This is a genomic window from Photobacterium sp. TY1-4, from assembly GCF_025398175.1.
Taxonomy (GTDB): domain Bacteria; phylum Pseudomonadota; class Gammaproteobacteria; order Enterobacterales; family Vibrionaceae; genus Photobacterium.
In genome coordinates this window covers 1,112,971-1,132,271 of the sequence record NZ_CP099734.1, presented here as the reverse complement: position 1 = coordinate 1,132,271, position 19,301 = coordinate 1,112,971, and the positions used below count along the sequence as shown (strand labels likewise).

The window sequence follows — 19,301 nt, the reverse complement described above, 5'->3', positions numbered from 1 at the left end:
CACCTATGCTTCAATGGTTTAATCCATCCAGCTTCCTGTTCGTGGATGCATATCACGCTTTCTTCTTCTCTGCGTACTGAGCAAGACCGTTTTCATATAACCTGTTGTTACTATATATATCATTAACATCCAGCCTTGGTCATGAACCATACTTTTTCGCTTTTTGAGCGCCTTCAGTCACCCGTTTGGGTATTCGACATCCAGCACCAGAAAATTCTGTGGGCCAATCCGGCCTCACTCCCGCTTTGGGAAGCAGCGTCCCTTGAGGAACTGACCGCCCGGGATCTGGGGCTTGATATGACCCAGGCCGTCCGCGCGCAGCTGGAAGTCTACCAGCAACGCTTTGTCGCCGGGGAAGCCATCAAAACCTGGTGGTCTTTCACCCCTAAAGGCCGGGAGAAAAAAGCCCTGTGCCATTTCTCCGGTATCCCGCTGCCGGACGGCAGACTGGCCATGCTGGTTGAAGTGCTTGATGAAGAATCCACCCTCAGACGAGAGCTGGCCTTTTCCGGTTGTACCAATTTAGCCCTCTTGTTCTCCGCTGACGGTGCGCTTCTGAGCGCCAACACCGCCTTTGAGCAGGCCTTTGGCAGTCAGTTATCCGATCTAGCGAGTTTTGTCGGCGACACCGATCTGGCTGAGCGCTGGTTGGCAGAAACCCGTGATCAACAAACGGTGCAGTTGAAAAAGTTATGCTGGACCGGCCGCAGCCATTGCTGGTTTCGGATTCACGGCCAATGGTTGCAGGATAAACACCAACTGCTGCTCAGCCTGATCAATATCAATCAGGAAAAGGAGCAGCTCAGTAAGGCCCGCTATAACGCCGAACATGATTTTATGACCGGCCTGCTCAACCGCCGAGGCCTGACGAAAGCGATTACTGAGTACCAACACTCTTGTCAGCCGTATAGCCTGTTTTTCCTGGATTTGGACGGGTTTAAGCTGGTAAACGATACCTATGGCCACGCGATTGGCGACAAACTGCTGCGCGCCGTTGCCATCCGGATCCTGGACCGGGTTAAAAACAGGGGGTTGCTGGCGCGATTTGGGGGAGACGAGTTCATTATTCAGGTGGAGCACCGCAATATCGACTCGCCCGCCCGATTTGCCAAGTCGATCATCGCCGCACTGAACAAGCCGTTCCACCTCAAGGAAGTCGGCGATCTCTCGGTCGGGTGCAGCATCGGGATCGCCAGCTTCCCCGAGGATGCCCAAGAGATTGACACCTTGATCATCCAGGCCGATATGGCGATGCACCGGGCCAAACAACGCGGCCGCAACCGCAGCCATCACTTCTCGCCGGACATGGCAGATGCCCTGTATCGCAAAATGACCCTGCGTCATCACCTGACCCTGGCACTGGAAACCAACAATTTTGACCTCTACTATCAACCCATCGTGGACTTGGCCAGCCACCAGCTAAAGGGATTTGAAGCACTGATCCGTTGGTACGATGAGGAATTGGGCCAGGTCTCCCCGGCCGAATTCATCCCCCTGGCTGAAGAAACCGGGCAGATTGTCCCGCTCGGCCACTGGATCCTGAAAACCGCCTGCCAACAACTGGCGGCGTGGTCGGAGAAATATCAGCGCCGGTTTATTATCAGCGTTAACCTGTCCCGGGCACAGCTCCAGGCCAGCCTGGCGCCGGCGATCGAAGCGTTGCTGCTCCAGTATGACATCCAACCCTCGCAACTGGCGCTGGAGCTGACGGAGTCCACCATGCTGCAGGACTACGACGAAGCCAAACAATGCCTGGATGCGCTGGCCGGGTTAGGACTGGAGCTGTATCTCGACGACTTCGGCACCGGATATTCATCCCTGTCCCAACTGCAGGATCTGCCGATCAGTACCGTCAAACTGGATCAGAGTTTTGTGCAGGGCGAGCACAAAAGCAGCCAGGCGATCATCGAAGCGACCCGGGCGATTTGTGAAAAACTGGAGTTAAAGGTGGTCGCCGAAGGCGTCGAAACCCTCAAGCAATTGCAGTACTTGCAGCAGTGTCAGTTTGATTACTGCCAGGGGTATTACCTGGGCAGACCGATGCCGCCGGCCGAGCTGGAGGCCAGCAATTTCAGGCTGCTCAACAGCATCCCGGCCAGCCCTCGGTCCTCGGTGGATGTACTGGCCAGCTAGGCCCAGTGCGGGCTGACGCCCTGCCAGATGGCGATGACGCCGGAAACAGAGCACAGCACCAACAAGGCATAGCGCAGCCACTCGGCCCGGATCAGATGCTGGATCCGGTATGCCAGCCAGGTCGCCAGGATCGGCGCCGGCAGGATCATCACACCATATTGAAAATGCCACCAGCTGAAGTGGTTGGTGGCACTCAGGGCAATCAGCGACAGTACACAGCTAAAGGCAAAGTAACCGGCTAAGTTCGCCCGCAGCTTCCCGGCTTCGGCATGTTGCAGCACTAACGCCATCGGCGGACCGCCGATGCTGGTGCTGGTCCCCATCAGCCCGGAAGCAAACCCGGCCCAAAAGAGAGCTTTACCGGTCGGCTTAATCCGCACTTTCATCAGGCTGATCACCACCGCCAGCAACACCCCAACACCGAGTACCAGCGCCAGCGATTCGGCACTGATGTAAAGCAGCAGGAACCCGGCGGCGATGGTTCCCGGCACCCGGCCGATAAACGCTGCCGACAGCCCCTTAAACGAGAGCATCCGGCGGTACTGCCACATATTAATCAGCGCCAGCACCAATCCAACCATGGTAATGGTGCCCGGGACAAACCGCGGCTCAAAGAAATAGACAATCGGCGCGGCGACAATGGCCATCCCGAAGCCGACAGTACTTTGTACAAAGCAGCCCGCAGCCAATGCCAGGGCACAATAGACCAGGGTGCTGGTTTCCATCCTCAGTTATCCTTTCGTTCGGCGTGGATCAGAATATTGCGCGGGGTGACGGGCTTGTCGCAAAACGTCCCGACCGTGACCTGATAACCGGCCTCGGCCAAAAAGCCGGCCCGATCTTCAATCAGCCACATCTCCAGCGGCCGACGGAACAACTGGCGTACCAGCTCCATCCGCTCGACCCGGGCAAAACGTTGCTCGCCCAAGTGTAACCAATGCTCAAAATCAATCGCAGCCGGGAGCTCAAGTTGCTTCTTCTCGGCCGCCCAACGGCAGAAGCTGGCAAAACCCTCGTTCAACTGGGCTTTTTGCACATTCGGTACCGGCAGATACGAATCACTGCCGCGCAGATGGCGTTGCAGGCTGTCGAATCCCAGCCGGAAACTCACCTCAGCCCGGCGCTGACGGCGAACCCGCTGCCCGGCCGTGACGGTTTCCTGCAGCGGCAACCGCAGATCATGCTTGCTCAGCTGTAACTGACTTTCCCGACCCGCCTGAGACAACGGCTGGTAATGGGGAGCGCGGATCAGGTGATAACAACACGGTGAAATCGTCACTGCTTTTCCCTGACGTGCAGCCACCTGCTGCAACAGTGACACATGCAAGTCGCCACAGGCGTGCAGCGCCACGGCATGTTGCTCTGCCACCACATGCGCCGCACTGGCCGGATCAAAGGCATCGGCATGCACAAACCGGATCGGCAGTTGCAGCCGCCGCGCGGCAATCTCTCCGTCTTCACACAAAGCTTGCTGCCACTCCAGGCTGACGACCGGCATCTGATGACGAACCGCCAACACCCGCCCCAGGTGCCCTTTCCCGGCACACCACTCCAGCAAAGGCAGCTTCAGCATCGGAATGGCTTGGTTAAACGCAGTGATCTGCTGCCATTTGCGTCCCGGGATCCCGACCTCCAGCCCCTTGGGCCAGGCAAATTCAGGACCGCAGTCTGTCAGATCCACCAGAGATTCAAGCTGTGACAGGTGATACAACTCCGGCGCATCTGGCAACCAGGGGGACAAGGCCTGCGCCAGCGATTCGCCATCCTGCAGATATTCGGCGATCGCCGCATCACTCAGCCCGTCCAGCCATTCACACAGCGCCGGATGGCTGTGTTGCCAAACCAGCTCGGGCGATGCAAACGGCATGAACTGCCAGAACGCACGATTGTCTGTCAGCAGCTTGTCCAGACGACAAAACCGCGGCGAATTTCCTGTCATGGGTTGAACTCTCAGGGGGATAGTAGCAAGGCCGGTATTTTATACCAGTGAAACACATCTACCTACCCCGTTCTGGTGCAGGCAAACAAAAAGGGCTGTCGTGTGACAGCCCCGGGGCATATTCGGTCGATTTCTGCGAGGCAACCCGTCAGCGGACCGGCAACGCCATACTGGCAAACATGGCTTCGATTTCAGCATTGGTTTTCAGTGCCACGGCCTGATCCACCACATTGCGGGTCAGGTGCGGGGCAAACCGCTCCATGAAATCGTACATGTAGCTGCGCAGGAAAGTGCCTTTCTTAAAGCCAATCTTGGTTGTACTGGCTTCAAAGATATGGCTGGCATCAATTGCCACCAAATCATCATCCGTCTCCGGATCCATCGCCATGCTGGCAATCACCCCGACACCAATGCCCAGACGGACATAGGTTTTAATCACATCAGCATCGGTTGCGGTAAAGACAATACGCGGCGTCAGGCCGGAGCGGTTAAACGCACTGTCGAGCTCGGAACGGCCGGTAAAACCGAAGACATAGGTCACCAGCGAATATGCGGCCAGATCATGAATCGTAATTTCAGACTTCTTGGCCAGCGGATGATCGGCTTTCACCACAATCGAACGATTCCAGTGATAGCACGGCAACATGATCATATCCTGATACAGGTGCAGGGCTTCGGTGGCAATCGCAAAATCCGTGGTCCCCTTGGCCACGGCATCCGCAATCTGAGAGGGGGTCCCCTGGTGCATATGCAGGGACACTTTCGGATACCGTGCGGTAAATCCCTGGATCACGGAAGGCAGCGCGTAACGCGCTTGGGTATGCGTGGTGGCAATATTCAGCGTCCCCATTTCCGGATGGGTATGCTCCCCGGCCACGGCCTTAATGCTTTCAACCCGCGACAGAATATCCCGCGAGATGCGGACAATTTCTTCCCCGGCCGGCGTCACCTTGGTCAGGTGTTTGCCGCTGCGCTCGAAAATCTGGATACCCAGCTCGTCTTCCAGTAACCGAACCTGTTTACTGATCCCCGGCTGAGAGGTATAGAGGCTTTCTGCTGTCGAAGAAACGTTGAGGTTATGATTCACCACCTCAACAATATATCTTAACTGTTGTAATTTCATGGTACCGCCCAACTTATAGTCCGTTACATCATATCAGTGCAACCATGTATTTCATCATGTTATATATCGAATCCCACCACTTTCCTAGCATTTCTTTGGCGAAACCGCCCGGACAAGCCCGCTTTTTGTTCAGAAAAATGGCGGCCGATTGTTGACCGAGGCAAAATGATACCTGAGTTGTTCCCGCAAGTAAGCCAGCGCCATCAAAAGCTGCGGATAAACAGATAAAGCTAGCAAAATTCACCACCGCGCTATCCCGGGATTCACAGATAGTGTATCTTATGAGGCTCGTTCAAACGCACGGAAGACAGACGTATCTTATGAGTATCCCTTTAATGATTGGCCTGATTTCACTATTGCTGATCTTGGTTATTGGTTACAACGTGATCGTTCAGTATCGCCAACGCCTTGAAAGTGCAAAGAATCAGGAACTGGCCAAATTCATTGCCGCCATTGATGCGACGGAAGAGCTGATTGGAAACGCCCATCACCTGCCTTACAGTAAAGAGCTTCTGGTGTGTCTGAACCAACGCGTTTTGCACTCACTGGAAAGCATGAGTGAAACCGATCCGTCCGACAAAAGCCTGCCGCCGCGGATCCGCAATGTAAATGAACAAATTCGCCAGTTGCAGGAAAACTATTCCAACGCCGATATTACCCCGTTCAAGGTGCCAAGCACCGACAAACAGGCCATTGGCATGCTGCAGCTGGTGAAACGCCTGAAAACCGTGATCCGTAATGAGCACAGTAAAGGCCGATTCCCAACCCAGGCCTTTGTGACCGAAAATGCCCGCCTGGAAGGGATCCAGCTCCGGATCAACATTGAAAACGTCATCAAACGTGCCAACGATGCCAAGGCCAAGCGCCAGTTGGGCACAGCCAAGCAGCTGCTCAAAAAGGGCATTGATGTGCTGGCCAGTAAAAATGACGGCTATGCCAACCAGGTCCGGGAAAAGCTCCAGACCATGCTGCATGAAATTGATGACAGCCAGAATCAAAGCCATGAGCTTGAGCGTCAGCAAATCATCGAACGCGAGCAGGATGATCTGGATGTGCTGTTCCAGCCGAAGCGAAAATGGTAACCCGTGATATGAACCGGAAAAAAAGGCCGCCATCGCGGCCTTTTTTGATCTCTCAACCCTTGCCGTGTGCCGACTGAGACGCAACCGGCAGAACTTGCTATACTCCCCGCCTCATTTCCTGTTTAACTGACTATCAGACCCAACGCGAATGCCCATGAACGACACTCAGCGCATGATTGACGAGCTGTTATCGCCAATCAAACAATTCCTTCAGTGCGACACCCCCGACAGCTGGATCCAGGAAGCCCGAAAACCGGAGAACCTCACGGCCCTGCTGGTCGACCACTGCAATTGTGAACTGAAGGCCAGCCAGACGGCCATGTTCCTGATCCGCAAGTACGCCGTTGATGCCGACAGTGGCCAGGCGCTGCTGGCCTGGGCCAAGCCTTATGAAGATTTCGTTTATGGCAAGCTGCGCGATACCCGCACGTTCCACGGCAAGAAAAACGGCCTGTCGGCGCCGCTGACACCCCGCTGCGATTTTGCCCATGGCCAGGAGCTGATTGAGAAGATGGTTCGCCTGATCAAAGAAGAGTTCCATCACTTTGAACAGGTGCTCGAGATTATGGAGAGCCGCGGGATCCCTTACAGCAGCCTGCGTGCCGGTCGCTACGCCCGAGGGCTGATGAAAGTGGTCCGCACCCACGAGCCGGGCACTCTGGTCGATAAGCTGATTGTCGGCGCGTATATCGAAGCCCGCTCCTGTGAGCGATTTGCCAAGCTGGCGCCATTTCTTGATGAAGAGCTGAAGAAGTTCTATATCTCGCTGTTGCGCTCCGAGGCGCGCCATTATCAGGATTATCTGACCCTGGCTGAAGCCATTGCCGGAGAAGACATCACGGCGCGGGTGAAAGCCATCGGCGCCCGGGAAGCGGAGCTGATCACCCAGCCGGATGACAGCTTCCGTTTCCACAGCGGTGTCCCAGCCGCAGACTGCCAAGCAGCCTGAGCACATCAGCCGTTGAGGTGGCGTCATCCCACTCGATGTCACCTATCTCTGCTCAAGCCAACGTTGCGCTATCGCGTTCAGCCATAAAAAAACCGCCTTTCGGCGGTTTTTTATGTCGGATTAGTCTTCCGATTTTTCAGCTTTCGGCTTTTTACGCTTGTCGGTAATTTCCCATTTCCCGTCAATGAACAGCCCGGTCCAGCCGGAAGGCTTGCCGTCGATTTCCGAACGAATATAGTTTTCCTTCGTTTTACGGCTAAAGCGTACCACGGTCGGACGACCATCCGGATCGGCCTGCGGCGCATCAGCCAGGTAAGCAAACTTCGGCGACAGACGATCCCTAAACTGGGCCAGCTCGGAGACCAACGGCGCACGGGTTTCCCGGGATTTCGGGAACGTACTGGCGGCCATAAACAGACCGGAAGCCCCGTCGCGCAGCACGAAGTACGCATCTGGATCCTGGCTGCACGGCAGTTCCGGGAAGTGTACCGGGTCTTCTTTCGGCGGCGCAATTTCACCGTTTTTCAGAATCTTCCGTGTGTTCTTACAGCCGTCGTTGGTACAGCCCATGTACTTACCGAACCGACCGTTCTTCAGCTCCATGTCCGAGCCACACTTATCACACTCAATCACCGGGCCATCATAGCCCTTGAGTTTGAACTCCCCTTTCTCGACGATGTAGCCGTCACAGAGCGGGTTGTTACCGCAAACATGCAGTTTGCGCTCCTGGTCGATCAGGTAGGCATCCATCGCCGTGTCACATTTCGGACAACGCTTCTTGGCACGCAGGGCTGCCGTTTCCACGTCTTCCTCCAGGACATTGACGATCCCTTCCTCATCCCCCAGGTTAATGGTGGTTTTGCAACGCTCTTTCGGCGGCAGCGCGTAACCAGAACAGCCGAGGAACACCCCGGTGGATGCAGTGCGGATCCCCATCGGGCGACCGCAGGTCGGACACGCGATGTCGGTCAGCACAATCTTGTTCGGCTTCATGCCGCCTTCTTCTTCATCGCACTCTGCTTTTTCCAGCTCGGCAGAGAAATCGCTGAAGAACTGATCCAGCACGCTCTTCCAGTTCACCTGGCCTTCGGCAATCTTGTCCAGGTTGTTTTCCATCCGGGCGGTAAAATCATAGTCCATCAGATCCGAGAAGCTCTCGTCCAGACGGTCAGACACAATTTCACCCATTTTCTCGGCATAGAAACGACGCTGATCAACCCGCACATAACCCCGGTCCTGAATGGTCGAGATAATAGACGCATAGGTCGACGGACGGCCAATACCACGTTTTTCCAACTCTTTAACCAGCGCAGCTTCAGTAAAGCGTGCCGGTGGCTTGGTAAAGTGCTGCTTCGGCTCGAGGCTCTCCAGCTTCAGTGTCTCACCGACATGAACCATCGGTAAGGTGGTATCTTCGTTCTTTCCGGACGGGCGCTGCACCTGAGTCCAACCGGCAAAACGCAGGGTGCGTCCCTTGGCTTTCAGCGTGAACTCGCCCGCTTCCACGGTAATGGTCGTGGAATCATATTTTGCCGGAACCATCTGACAGGCCACAAACTGGCGCCAAATCAGGTCGTACAGCTTCACGGCGTCCTGATCCATGCCTTCCAGGTGCTCCGCTTTCACTTCCACGTTGGAAGGACGGATCGCTTCGTGCGCTTCCTGAGCGTTGCCTTTGCTGCCGTACACATTCGGATTGGCCGGCAGATAGTTCTCGCCGTACTCGCTGCCGATGTACTCGCGCGCAGATTCGACCGCTTCTTTAGAGAGGTTCGTCGAGTCGGTACGCATATAAGTAATATAACCGGCTTCATACAGACGCTGGGCCAGGCCCATGGTCCGTTTTACCCCGTAGCCCAGGCGCGTACTGGCCGCCTGCTGCAGCGTCGAAGTAATGTAAGGTGCCGAGGGCTTACTGCTGGTCGGGCGGTCTTCACGTTCAACCACGGTGAATGCGGCCTGCGCCAGCAGCGACTTGGCTGCCATGGTATCGGCTTCATTTTCCGGGCGGAAGGCTTTCCCCGCCTGCTGCGCCACCATCAGGCGCAGGGCATCACTGCCCTGCGTGTGGGTGTTGGCGTGCATATCCCAGTATTCTTCCGGGGTGAAGGCTTTGATTTCGCGCTCACGCTCGACGATCAGCTTCACGGCCACGGACTGAACCCGACCGGCGGACAAGCCGCGCGCGACTTTCTTCCACAGCAGCGGTGAGACCATAAAGCCGACCACCCGGTCCAGGAAACGGCGGGCCTGCTGCGCATTCACGCCGTCGATATTAACTTCACCAGGCTGCTCAAACGCCTGCTGAATTGCATTTTTGGTGATCTCGTTAAAAACCACGCGCTTATAACGTTCCTCATCGCCACCGATGAGCTCACGAAGGTGCCACGCAATTGCCTCTCCTTCGCGGTCCAAATCGGTCGCGAGATAGACATAGTCAGCATCCGCTGCCAGCTTCTGTAGTTCATGAACTACTTTTTCTTTCCCCGGCAGCACTTCGTAGTGCGCTTCCCAAGCCTGATAAGGGTTGACCCCCATCTTGTTAATCAGCGCCTTACGTTCTTTTTCTTTTTTGATGCGGGCTTTCTCTTCGGCGCTCAACCCTTTGGTAGAGATCGGGGCCGCTTTTTTACCCGTGCTTCGTGCACCCGTCGGCAAATCACGGACGTGACCCACGCTTGATTTAACAATGAAGTCCTTACCCAAGTACTTATTTATAGTTTTCGCCTTGGCTGGTGACTCCACGATAACGAGAGATTTACCCATAATGACTCAATTACGTCCTCGTGCTCGCAAAACTTTATAATAAAACAAATAGTTGCACGTTAATTTTTACCCAGTGGCACGGCAACGCTAACTAACCAATCTGATTAAATAACTATTCCTAAAACGGTCGTCATGCCAGAAAAAACCAGGATTCAGGACAGATAGTTACTTAATGTGACTGGTATTTACATATTGGGCTACATTCCGGGAAGGTCAACTGCTTTTTGCCGAAAACGAATTGTTTGCTCGTCCCTTCCCCACTTGTTAAAGACAGGTTAAACCCTTTGCCCTGCTGTATTTGTCGTGGCGCAACGCCGCCTCATTTTCTATTTTCCGCTTTCTGGAAAGAGGCGATGGGCGCTAATGATTACCACCTCGGCACTGCTTTGACTATTCAAACCCATGAATTTTTGTCTTGGCTCACAGAAATCGCGGATATTTTCACCAAACCCACACACTCTTTAACCAATTTCCATAATTCCCTCTTTTACCTGTGGATTTGAGTTCTGCGACGAACTTCAATACACTGGCGCCATTAAGCCCGGGCGAACAGCCTGATGTTCAGTGCCAAGGTTCAACCGCCCAACGCCAAGACCGGTTGCACGGGCTGGCCGCTTCAGACAGAGGAACACCCATGAGCGAGAAAAAAGCGATTGCTGCCGCAGACTTACTGATGATTGCCAACCAGCTGATCCAGGATCACGAGGCCTACCAGGAAGGCATGCGCGCCACATCGGTCGAAGAAAAAGACGAGGTCCTGATCTTTCGCGGCGAATATTTCCTCGATGAGCGTGGCCTGCCGACCGAAAAAACGACCGCCGTGTTCAATATGTTTAAATACCTGGCCCACCAGCTCTCGCCGGAATTTACCCTGGCCAACTAACCGGCCACCGGATCAACCCTGCCAGTGCGCCAGAAAAATGACAGCCCCGCATCGGCGGGGCTGTGATGATTTCACCCGAAGGTCAAATGAATCGCTGCCAATGGCTCAGACAATCGGGCGCTGGCCGCGGCTGATCCACTTCAGCAACAGGCTGTCCGCCGCTTCACCGGTCGCACCAGCCAGTTTCTCGGCCAGCTTTTTCCGCTGGACATAACGTACGGCCAGCACTTCCCGCTCCTGACACGCAGCGGCGATCACATCGTCACTGGTGCCGATCTCATCCACCAGCCCCAACGCCAGGGCCTGCTTGCCAAACCAGTGTTCACCGGTTGCCACCGCGCCCAGATCCAGAGCCGGACGATGCTCGGCAATGAACTGCTTGAACAGGTCGTGGGTTTCTTCGATCTCGGACTTGAACTTATCTCGCGCTTTATCCGTGTTTTCGCCGAACATCGTGAGCGTTCGCTTAAATTCACCCGCAGTGATTTGCTCAAATTCAATGTCGTGCTTTTTCAATACTTTATTAAAGTTCGGCAGTTGGGCAATCACGCCAATAGAGCCCACCACGGCAAATGGGGCCGAGATGATTTTATCGGCCACACACGCCATCATGTAACCGCCACTCGCCGCCACTTTATCCACGGCGATGGTCAGGGTGATCCCGGCAGCTTTGAGGCGATCGAGCTGCGAAGACGCCAGGCCGTAACCGTGAACCATCCCGCCACCGGTTTCCAGACGCAGCAACACCTCGTCGCCCTCCGTCGCCACGGCCAGAATGGCGCTCACTTCTTCCCGGAGTGCCGACACTTCCCGGGCATCAATGCTGCCGTGAAAATCGAGGACAAATAACCGCGGCTCACGGACCTGAGACAGCTCCCCTTCCTTGGCCGCTTTTTTGATTTCGCTCTGGCGGGCCTTGTTCTTTTCTTTATCCGATTTTTTCGACGCTTTCTCCCGCGCTTTGAGCAACGGTTTGTCATACAGGTGAGCTTCCAGCTGGTGGACCGTATTTTTATACTGCTCGGTCAGATCCGTCACTTCCAGCTCGCCTTTTCGCCCGCCCTGGCGACCGCTCAGCCCTTTGGCCAGGACCAGAATGCTGACAATGGCGATCACAACCGTGGCAATCTTGGCCAGGAACAGCCCGTAATCAAACAAAAAATCCAATGTTGAGTCCTCATTTTTGGCATTTTCTTCATTGTAACCAAGTTGTCACCCATACCGCTATCGCAATACAATAGGAAAACGAAAAAACCAATAAGGAAGTTACACGTGGAATATCAAATTGCTGCCGATTCGCTTAAAGATCGCGTCATTCTGGTAACCGGTGCCGGAGAAGGTATCGGTCGTCAGGCCGCCATCAGCTACGCAGCTCACGGTGCAACTGTTATTTTGCTTGGCCGCACAGTGGCAAAGCTTGAAGCCGTATACGATGAAATAGAAGCGCTGGGATACCCGCAACCCGCGATTATCCCGTTGGATCTGATGGGGGCAACCAAGCAGAACTACCAAGATATGGCAGAGACCATTGAAGGTCAGTTCGGCCATCTCGACGGGGTCCTGCACAATGCCGGTCTGCTGGGCGTATTGAGCCCGTTTGATCAGCTGGGTGAAGATACTTTTGACGACGTCATGCAGGTCAACGTCAAAGCCCAATTCCTGATGACGCAGGCATTGATGCCGCTGGTCAAGAAAGCCCAAGACGGCCGAATTCTCTTCACCTCGTCTTCCGTGGGCCATCAGGGCCGTGCATTCTGGGGCGCTTACGCCATCTCCAAATTTGCCACTGAAGGCATGATGCAGGTGCTGGCCGACGAGCTGAGCAACACCCATGTCCGGGTTAATGCGATTAATCCGGGCGGCACCCGAACCGGCATGCGGGCCAAAGCGTTCCCGGCTGAAGATGCTTCCCTGCTGAAAACCCCGGCGGATATCATGCCGCTGTATCTCTACCTGATGGGGCCGGAGAGCAAAGACGTCCATGGCCAATGTATTGATGCGCAGCCAAAACGTCAGCCGGGACCGGCAAGCACGGAAAGCTAATCCGAACTTCCTCTCAGGCAGTTCAGTCATGAACAACCGCGACAAAAAAAGCAGCCATTGGCTGCTTTTTTATTCGTATGGTCCCGGGGGCGGGGGGACCCCGGTTTTCCCGAAAGGATTACTTCCGTGAACGTGGCTTCGCTGGCTTGTTTTTCAGCGGGTTGCGACGGTTCGCTGCATTTCCGGACGGCTTGCGGCGACGCTGTTGCTGTGAATTGCCACTTTCCGCCTCCTGGCTCCGGCCGGTGGTACGACGCTGGTCTTTACGACCACGGCGACCCTGCGATTCATCGCTGACGCGCTCTTCATGACGACGCACCGCACGACGGATCTGACGCACCCCTTTCTTGCGCTTCTGGCCTTCCACGGTCAGCATGGTTTCTGACTCCGGTGGCAGCTCAACCATTTCACGCAGGTAGTTCACTTCCTTCAGTTCCAGTTCCATCCAGCCGCCGCGCGGCAGATCTTTGGTCAGGAAAATGTCACCGTAGCGAACACGCTTCAGGCGGCTCACCGTCACCCCTTGTGAATCCCACAGGCGGCGTACCTCACGGTTACGACCCTCGGTGATCACCACGTAGAAGGTGTGGTTCATACCTTCACCACCGGCGTAGACCACGTCTTCAAAACGGGCCATGCCGTCTTCCAGCTCCACGCCGCGCACCAGGTTGCGGACCATCTCTTCCGTCACCTCACCGAACACACGGACCATGTACTCACGTTGCACACAGCGGCTCGGGTGCATCAGGCGGTTTGCCAGCTCACCATCGGTGGTAAACAGCAGCAAACCTGCGGTGTTGGCATCCAGACGACCGACAGATACCCAGCGGCCTTCTGTCAGGCGCGGCAGGCGATCAAAGACCGTACGACGTCCTTCCGGATCATGCCGAGTACATAACTCACCTTCCGGCTTGTTATAGGCCAATACGCGGCACACTTCGTCAGAAAGTGCCACCAAATCAACTTTATGGCCGTCGATACGAACCAGGGCATTCAGATCTTCCAGACGATCACCCAGCTTGGCAACCTTCCCGTCGATACTCACACGCCCGTTCTGGATCATCAGTTCGATCTCGCGGCGGGAACCCTGGCCGGAACGGGCCAGCACTTTCTGTAATTTTTCACTCATCAGACAAACCTTTGTCGCCTTCACAGGCGTCGAAACATCATCAATACTTGCTTTAAGAATACTTGCTTTAAGCAGGCTTAAAGCGACGGCGAATTATGCCAAAATCGCGCCGCAGTTACCACCGATAAACACCGCCACAACCACCGAAAAACACGCTTTTCCGCAGGCAACCCCGCCAAGATAAGCAACCCGGCGATTATTGAGGCTCAGCTCGGTTGCGCCGTTACAGAAACGGCGCCGGGTTGCCGGCACCCTGACGAGCGATTTCCACCGTGTCATTGCTGAAATCAATCACGGTTGTCGGCTGCTCGCCGAGGAAACCTCCATTGATGATCAGATCCACCGCATGCTCCAGCTTATCGCGGATATCATCCGGGTCGGATTCTGCCACCGTATTGTTCGGCAGGATCAGCGACGTCGACATCATCGGCTCCCCCAACGCCTCAAGCAGGGCCAGGGCAATCGCATTGTCCGGCACCCGGATCCCGATGGTTTTCCGCTTCGGGTTCATCAGGCGGCGCGGTACTTCCTTGGTCCCTTTAAAGATAAACGTATAAGCACCCGGCGTGTTATTGCGCAGCAGGCGAAACGCCGTATTATCGACCCGGGCGTATAACGACAGCTCCGATAAGTCCCGACACAGCAGGGTAAAATTGTGCTTATCATCCAGGCGGCGGATGCGGCAGATCCGCTCCAGGGCCTGTTTGTTTTCCAACTGGCATCCCAGCGCATAGCCGGAATCGGTCGGATAGACAATCACCCCACCGCTGCGAATGATCGCCACCGCCTGGGTGATCAAACGATTTTGTGGTGTTTCCGGGTGAACGTAAAAAAATTGACTCATTCTTCCTCCTCACTGGACTCCGCCGAGGGCGCAGCCGCTTCATCTACTTGCTTCTTCTCGACTTGCCAATCCTGCCAGACCTCCGTCACCCCCTTGGGCAACCAGAGGTTGCGGCCCAGCTCTGTCCATGGTGATGGATAATGAAAATCAGAGCCTTGCGAAGCAAGCAAATTATATTCAATGGCGTAATCGCCCAACAGACGGCGCTCCTGCGGTGCCTGTTGCGGCTGAGCCACTTCCATCGCGTCCCCGTTGGCTTCAACAAACGAGGTCAGCAAACGCTTGAGCCATTTGCCGTTGAACTGATAGCGCCCGGGATGAGCCAGCACCGCCTGTCCTCCGGCCGCATGGATCGCGGCCACCGCCTCAGCAATTGAGCACCAGTTCGGCGGCACATACCCCGGGTTATTCCGGGTCAGGAACTTTTTAAACACCGCCTGCATATTCTTGGCATAACCTTGTGCCACCAGCCACTGGGCAAAGTGGGCCCGGGTCAGGGTCGCATCCCCGGCCAGGGCTTTGGCGCCTTCAAGTGCGCCCGGCATCCGGTGTTTCGCCAGGCGCTCGGCAATCAGCGCAGCTCTGGCTTCCCGACGCACGGCCTGCTCGGCAATCAAGCTCACCAGTGCCGGATGTTCCGGGTCGATATTCAGGCCGACAATGTGAATATCAAAATTTCGCCAAAGTGTCGATATTTCAATACCTTTGATGAGCGTCAGCGGCAAATTTTCTGCGTCAATCGCCTGCTGCGCCGGCGCAAGCCCCGCGACGGTATCGTGATCCGTGATCGCCAGCACATTCACCCGATGCGTCACGGCGCGTTTCACCAAATCTTCCGGGGATAAGCGGCCGTCCGACGCCGTCGTGTGGCTATGTAAATCAAATAACATAAATGAATTTCTTGACATTGAATTTATGAACTAGTTTACTAGTACGCAGTTACCCCGTATTCAACTTACAGGATATTTACATGGTACAGCAATTTCATCATCAGCTCTGCGCTTTCTTCTCTTGGTGGTGGCACTTCCTTTCGCGGGTAGTGTGATTTGCTGTGCCTGATGGCCCAACACACACAAGCCCGCAAAATTGCGGGCTTTTTTATACCGATTCATTCAAAAAATATGCAACGCCGTCGACCCGGCTGCCCCCAACTCAGGAATAGAGACGACCATGATTATTGTACTGAAACCCCAAGCCAGCGAAGCGCAAGCCCAAGAGATTCTGAGCCGTATTGAAGCCGCGGGCCTCAAACCGCTATACATGCCGGGAGTCGAACGCATCGTCCTGGGGGCACTGGGCGATGAACGTATCCTGCAAACCCTGCATTTGGATGCCTATCCTTGCGTAGAAACCGTCAAACCGATCCTGACCAAGTACAAAATGGTCAGCCGGGAAGTCCAGGCACACGATACCGTGGTTCGCTTCGGCAATGCGGCCGTCGGCGGCGATAAATTTGCAGTGATTGCCGGCCCGTGCTCGGTCGAATCGGAAGCCCAGCTGATGGCCGTCGCTGAAATGGTGAAAAAGCATGGCGCCGTTGCCCTGCGTGGCGGCGCTTACAAGCCCCGGACCAGTCCGTATGACTTCCAGGGTCTGGGCGTGGCAGGGCTGAAACTGCTTCAGCAGGCAAATCAGCAGCTTGGACTGCCGACCGTCTCCGAAGTCATGGAAGTGGGCCAGGTTGAAAGTCTGTGCCAATATGTCGACTGCCTGCAGATCGGCGCACGCAACATGCAAAACTACGCCCTGCTCAAAGCCGTGGGAGAAAGCGACAAACCGGTCTTGCTCAAACGCGGACTTTCCGCCACTATCGAAGAGTTGCTCCTGGCTGCGGAATACATCTTTGATGCCGGAAATCCGAACATTATCCTGTGTGAACGCGGGATCCGCACCTACGAAACAGCGACAAGGAATACATTGGACCTCAATGCCGTCGCCTACCTCAAACAGCGCACGCACCTGCCGGTCGTCGTCGACCCGAGCCACGGCACCGGGGTACGCGAGCTGGTGATCCCCATGTCCCGTGCTGCTGCCGCAGTCGGTGCCGACGGGATCATTGTGGAATCGCACCTCAATCCGAGCGAAGCCCTGTCTGACGGCCACCAGGCACTGACCGGTCCGATGTTTGAGCAGTTAATGCAAGAGTTAAAACCGTTTGTAGAAGCGGCAGGGAGAACGCTGTGAAAACGACCTCAATAGATATCGGCGAACTGGAGCTGCTGAGCCTGGATGTGCCCTATGTCGCCGATCCGACGGAGCTGTACTACTCCGTCTGCGGGGATCGCCCGCACAACCTCTTGCTGGAGTCGGCCGAGATCGACTCCAAGGAAGACTTAAAAAGCCTGATGCTCATCGACGCCGCCGTGCGGATTGTCTGTCGCGGTCATCAGGTTCGCCTCGAGGCCCTGAGCGATAACGGCCAGAACGTTCTCAACACTATCGCCAAAGCACTACCCGTGGATGTGCGCCACCAACGTGACGCCCAGTGCCTGACTCTGGACTTCCCGTCAGCCGAGCGTCATTTGGATGAAGACAGCCGGTTGCGTCAGACGTCATCTTTTGATGCGCTGCGGCTGATCCAGCACACCTTCAACACCCAGGGTCATCCGCGCGAGGCTCTGTTCCTCGGCGGCCTGTTTGCCTATGACGTCGTCGCCGGGTTTGAACCCCTGCCCGACGTCCCGGCCGATAACGCGTGTCCCGACTACCTGTTCTATATTGCCGAAACCCTGCTGGTGATTGATCACCAGAAACGCCGCGGCAAACTGCAAGCGACCCTGTTTGGCGGCGACAACTACACCGCCAGCTATTTCGAGCTCAGTCGCCGGTTGCAACATATTAAAGAAGCGTGTCTGGAGCCCAAGCCGCTGCCGAAAGCGGCGCTGCTCGACACCTGTGAGCCGATCGCCAGCGTCAGTGATCCAGATTTCTGCCAACAGGTCGAGGATCTGAAACAGCATGTGATCCGCGGTGATGTCTTCCAGGTGGTGCCGTCACGCCAGTTCACCTTGCCGTGTCCGTCGCCGCTGGTTGCTTACAAAGAGTTGAAAATCGGCAACCCGAGTCCGTACATGTTCTACCTCCAGGATGCCGATTTCATCCTGTTCGGGGCCTCGCCGGAAAGCGCGCTGAAATACTGCACCGACAGCAATCAGGTCGAAATTTATCCGATTGCCGGTACACGCCAGCGCGGCAAGAACCCGGATGGTTCGATCAACCTCGATCTCGACGGCCGCATTGAGCTCGAGCTGCGCAGCGACATGAAAGAGAACGCCGAGCACATGATGCTGGTCGATCTGGCCCGCAACGATGTGGCGCGGATCAGTGAGCCGGGCAGCCGCTATGTTGCCGACCTGCTTCAGGTCGATCGCTACAGCCATGTGATGCACCTGGTGTCCCGTGTTGTCGGCCAGTTGCGCGGAGATCTCGATGCCCTGCACGCCTACCAGGCCTGTATGAACATGGGCACCCTGACCGGCGCGCCGAAAATCCGTGCCATGCAGCTGATCCGCGAAGTGGAACAACGTCGCCGCGGCAGCTACGGCGGTGCCGTCGGCTATCTGACCGGTCAGGGCGATATGGATACCTGTATCGTGATCCGCTCGGCCTATGTCGAAAACGGCGTCGCCAGTGTCCAAGCCGGAGCCGGGGTGGTTTACGACTCTGTCCCGCAAGCCGAAGCCGATGAAACCCGCAGCAAAGCGCAAGCGGTGATCAACGCCATCCGTCAGGCACATCGTGCCTCAACCCCATCGGCCTAAGGAGTCCGTCATGAGCCCGGCCCATATTGTTTTACTCGATAATTTTGACTCCTTTACCTACAACCTGGTGGATCAGTTCCGCGCCCTCGGCTGCCAGGTGACCGTTTACCGCAACAGCCTGAGTGCCGAACAAATTGAGCAGGCGCTGGCGGAGAAAACCAACCCGGTGCTGGTCCTCTCCCCCGGTCCCGGCGCACCGTCCGAAGCCGGCTGTATGCCGGAACTTATCCAGCGCGTGCGCGGCAAAGTGCCGATGATCGGCATTTGCCTGGGGCATCAGGCCATCGTAGAAGCCTACGGCGGCACCGTCGAAGGGGCCGGTGAGATTGTCCACGGCAAGGCCGCCACCATGACCCACAACGGCCATGCGGTCTTCGGCGACCTGCCGAGCCCGCTCACCATCGCCCGCTACCACTCGCTGGTCGCAACTGAAGTCCCGGCAACCCTCACCACCGTCGCGGATGTCGATGGCCTGGTGATGGCCGTGACCCATGACGCCGATCGCGTGTGCGGTTACCAGTTCCACCCCGAGTCCATTCTCACCACCCAAGGCGCCCGGCTACTCACCCACACATTGGACTGGGTGATGTCAAAGACGGCAAATCATGCGGCATAAGCTGATGGGATAAAAAATGGCGGCTTGAAAATG

Annotated in this window: 17 protein-coding genes and 1 other annotated feature; of the genes, 8 read left to right on the top strand and 9 right to left on the bottom strand. The window is 55.9% G+C overall.

Annotated elements, in window-relative coordinates; all coding sequences use genetic code 11:
* Positions 1–141: 141 nt before the first annotated feature.
* Entirely contained in the window at positions 142–2,133 is a 1,992-nt protein-coding gene (locus NH461_RS05485; RefSeq protein WP_261602246.1) for a putative bifunctional diguanylate cyclase/phosphodiesterase, read from the top strand.
* Here NH461_RS05485 and NH461_RS05480 read toward each other — a convergent pair.
* The 4 genes from NH461_RS05480 to NH461_RS05465 form a co-directional block, all read right to left on the bottom strand.
* Entirely contained in the window at positions 2,130–2,858 is a 729-nt protein-coding gene (locus tag NH461_RS05480; protein WP_261602245.1) for a sulfite exporter TauE/SafE family protein, read from the bottom strand. The genes NH461_RS05485 and NH461_RS05480 overlap by 4 nt on opposite strands.
* Before the next feature lie 2 nt (positions 2,859–2,860).
* Positions 2,861–4,072 carry an SAM-dependent methyltransferase gene (locus NH461_RS05475; protein WP_261602244.1) on the bottom strand — a complete coding sequence of 404 codons (1,212 nt, stop codon included), beginning with the start codon at positions 4,070–4,072 and terminating at the stop codon, positions 2,861–2,863.
* Between the two features lie 148 nt (positions 4,073–4,220).
* On the bottom strand, positions 4,221–5,195 hold the full coding sequence (gene cysB, locus NH461_RS05470; protein WP_261602243.1) for an HTH-type transcriptional regulator CysB: 975 nt from the start codon (positions 5,193–5,195) through the stop codon (positions 4,221–4,223).
* Between the two features lie 28 nt (positions 5,196–5,223).
* A complete protein-coding gene (locus NH461_RS05465; protein ID WP_261602242.1) occupies positions 5,224–5,442 on the bottom strand; it encodes a hypothetical protein in 219 nt (72 codons plus the stop codon).
* A gap of 73 nt (positions 5,443–5,515) precedes the next feature.
* On the opposite strand from NH461_RS05465, the gene NH461_RS05460 reads away from it, so the two are divergent.
* Together NH461_RS05460 and miaE are read left to right on the top strand one after the other, a co-directional pair.
* Positions 5,516–6,277, top strand: coding sequence for a DNA repair protein (locus tag NH461_RS05460; protein ID WP_261602241.1), 762 nt, complete (start codon positions 5,516–5,518; stop codon positions 6,275–6,277).
* Positions 6,278–6,431: 154 nt separating this feature from the next.
* Positions 6,432–7,226: a tRNA isopentenyl-2-thiomethyl-A-37 hydroxylase MiaE gene (gene miaE, locus NH461_RS05455; protein ID WP_261602240.1), complete on the top strand. Its 795-nt coding sequence runs from the start codon at positions 6,432–6,434 to the stop codon at positions 7,224–7,226.
* A gap of 120 nt (positions 7,227–7,346) precedes the next feature.
* Here miaE and topA read toward each other — a convergent pair whose 3' ends face one another.
* Positions 7,347–9,992: a type I DNA topoisomerase gene (gene topA / locus NH461_RS05450; RefSeq protein ID WP_261602239.1), complete on the bottom strand. Its 2,646-nt coding sequence runs from the start codon at positions 9,990–9,992 to the stop codon at positions 7,347–7,349.
* A 634-nt stretch (positions 9,993–10,626) separates the two neighbouring features.
* On the opposite strand from topA, the gene NH461_RS05445 reads away from it, so the two are divergent.
* Complete coding sequence (locus NH461_RS05445; RefSeq protein WP_261602238.1) at positions 10,627–10,875, top strand: YciN family protein; 249 nt, start codon at positions 10,627–10,629, stop codon at positions 10,873–10,875.
* A gap of 105 nt (positions 10,876–10,980) precedes the next feature.
* Here the strand turns inward: NH461_RS05445 and sohB are convergent, their stop codons facing one another.
* Positions 10,981–12,042 (bottom strand): protease SohB, encoded by a 1,062-nt coding sequence (sohB, locus tag NH461_RS05440; protein WP_261602237.1) that lies wholly within the window; start codon positions 12,040–12,042, stop codon positions 10,981–10,983.
* 105 nt (positions 12,043–12,147) lie between these two features.
* Here sohB and NH461_RS05435 point away from each other — a divergent pair, with 105 nt between their 5' ends.
* Positions 12,148–12,918: a YciK family oxidoreductase gene (locus NH461_RS05435; RefSeq protein WP_261602236.1), complete on the top strand. Its 771-nt coding sequence runs from the start codon at positions 12,148–12,150 to the stop codon at positions 12,916–12,918.
* Positions 12,919–13,036: 118 nt separating this feature from the next.
* On the opposite strand, the gene rluB is transcribed toward NH461_RS05435, so the two are convergent.
* From rluB to rnm, 3 genes are all read right to left on the bottom strand, one after another.
* The gene (gene rluB, locus NH461_RS05430; protein WP_261602235.1) at positions 13,037–14,047 is read right to left on the bottom strand and encodes a 23S rRNA pseudouridine(2605) synthase RluB; all 1,011 of its coding nucleotides are present in this window, start codon (positions 14,045–14,047) and stop codon (positions 13,037–13,039) included.
* A gap of 223 nt (positions 14,048–14,270) precedes the next feature.
* Positions 14,271–14,891, bottom strand: a complete 621-nt coding sequence (locus tag NH461_RS05425; RefSeq protein WP_261602234.1) for an L-threonylcarbamoyladenylate synthase — start codon at positions 14,889–14,891, stop codon at positions 14,271–14,273.
* The gene (gene rnm / locus NH461_RS05420; RefSeq protein ID WP_315903235.1) at positions 14,888–15,781 is read right to left on the bottom strand and encodes an RNase RNM; all 894 of its coding nucleotides are present in this window, start codon (positions 15,779–15,781) and stop codon (positions 14,888–14,890) included. The genes NH461_RS05425 and rnm overlap by 4 nt, the downstream gene beginning before the upstream one ends.
* 116 nt (positions 15,782–15,897) lie before the next feature.
* Positions 15,898–15,993: a sequence feature (Trp leader region), on the top strand.
* Positions 15,994–16,061: 68 nt separating this feature from the next.
* On the opposite strand from rnm, the gene NH461_RS05415 reads away from it, so the two are divergent.
* The 3 genes from NH461_RS05415 to NH461_RS05405 are packed head-to-tail and all read left to right on the top strand — an operon-like array spanning position 16,062 to position 19,268.
* A complete protein-coding gene (locus NH461_RS05415) occupies positions 16,062–17,075 on the top strand; it encodes a bifunctional 3-deoxy-7-phosphoheptulonate synthase/chorismate mutase (RefSeq protein WP_261602232.1) in 1,014 nt (337 codons plus the stop codon).
* Positions 17,072–18,652: an anthranilate synthase component 1 gene (locus tag NH461_RS05410; protein ID WP_261602231.1), complete on the top strand. Its 1,581-nt coding sequence runs from the start codon at positions 17,072–17,074 to the stop codon at positions 18,650–18,652. Before NH461_RS05415 ends, NH461_RS05410 begins: the two co-directional genes overlap by 4 nt.
* Before the next feature lie 10 nt (positions 18,653–18,662).
* The gene (locus tag NH461_RS05405; RefSeq protein WP_261602230.1) at positions 18,663–19,268 is read left to right on the top strand and encodes an aminodeoxychorismate/anthranilate synthase component II; all 606 of its coding nucleotides are present in this window, start codon (positions 18,663–18,665) and stop codon (positions 19,266–19,268) included.
* Positions 19,269–19,301: the final 33 nt, after the last annotated feature.

Bases quoted from the DNA above. Each gene is read 5' to 3' on its own strand.
- cysB (WP_261602243.1), bottom strand. From the start codon at position 5,195: ATGAAATTACAACAGTTAAGATATATTGTTGAGGTGGTGAATCATAAC.
- NH461_RS05445 (WP_261602238.1), top strand. From the start codon at position 10,627: ATGAGCGAGAAAAAAGCGATTGCTGCCGCAGACTTACTGATGATTGCC.
- NH461_RS05460 (WP_261602241.1), top strand. From the start codon at position 5,516: ATGAGTATCCCTTTAATGATTGGCCTGATTTCACTATTGCTGATCTTG.
- NH461_RS05485 (WP_261602246.1), top strand. From the start codon at position 142: ATGAACCATACTTTTTCGCTTTTTGAGCGCCTTCAGTCACCCGTTTGG.
- NH461_RS05480 (WP_261602245.1), bottom strand. From the start codon at position 2,858: ATGGAAACCAGCACCCTGGTCTATTGTGCCCTGGCATTGGCTGCGGGC.
- NH461_RS05475 (WP_261602244.1), bottom strand. From the start codon at position 4,072: ATGACAGGAAATTCGCCGCGGTTTTGTCGTCTGGACAAGCTGCTGACA.
- rluB (WP_261602235.1), bottom strand. From the start codon at position 14,047: ATGAGTGAAAAATTACAGAAAGTGCTGGCCCGTTCCGGCCAGGGTTCC.
- rnm (WP_315903235.1), bottom strand. From the start codon at position 15,781: ATGTTATTTGATTTACATAGCCACACGACGGCGTCGGACGGCCGCTTA.
- NH461_RS05405 (WP_261602230.1), top strand. From the start codon at position 18,663: ATGAGCCCGGCCCATATTGTTTTACTCGATAATTTTGACTCCTTTACC.
- NH461_RS05425 (WP_261602234.1), bottom strand. From the start codon at position 14,891: ATGAGTCAATTTTTTTACGTTCACCCGGAAACACCACAAAATCGTTTG.
- NH461_RS05415 (WP_261602232.1), top strand. From the start codon at position 16,062: ATGATTATTGTACTGAAACCCCAAGCCAGCGAAGCGCAAGCCCAAGAG.
- topA (WP_261602239.1), bottom strand. From the start codon at position 9,992: ATGGGTAAATCTCTCGTTATCGTGGAGTCACCAGCCAAGGCGAAAACT.
- miaE (WP_261602240.1), top strand. From the start codon at position 6,432: ATGAACGACACTCAGCGCATGATTGACGAGCTGTTATCGCCAATCAAA.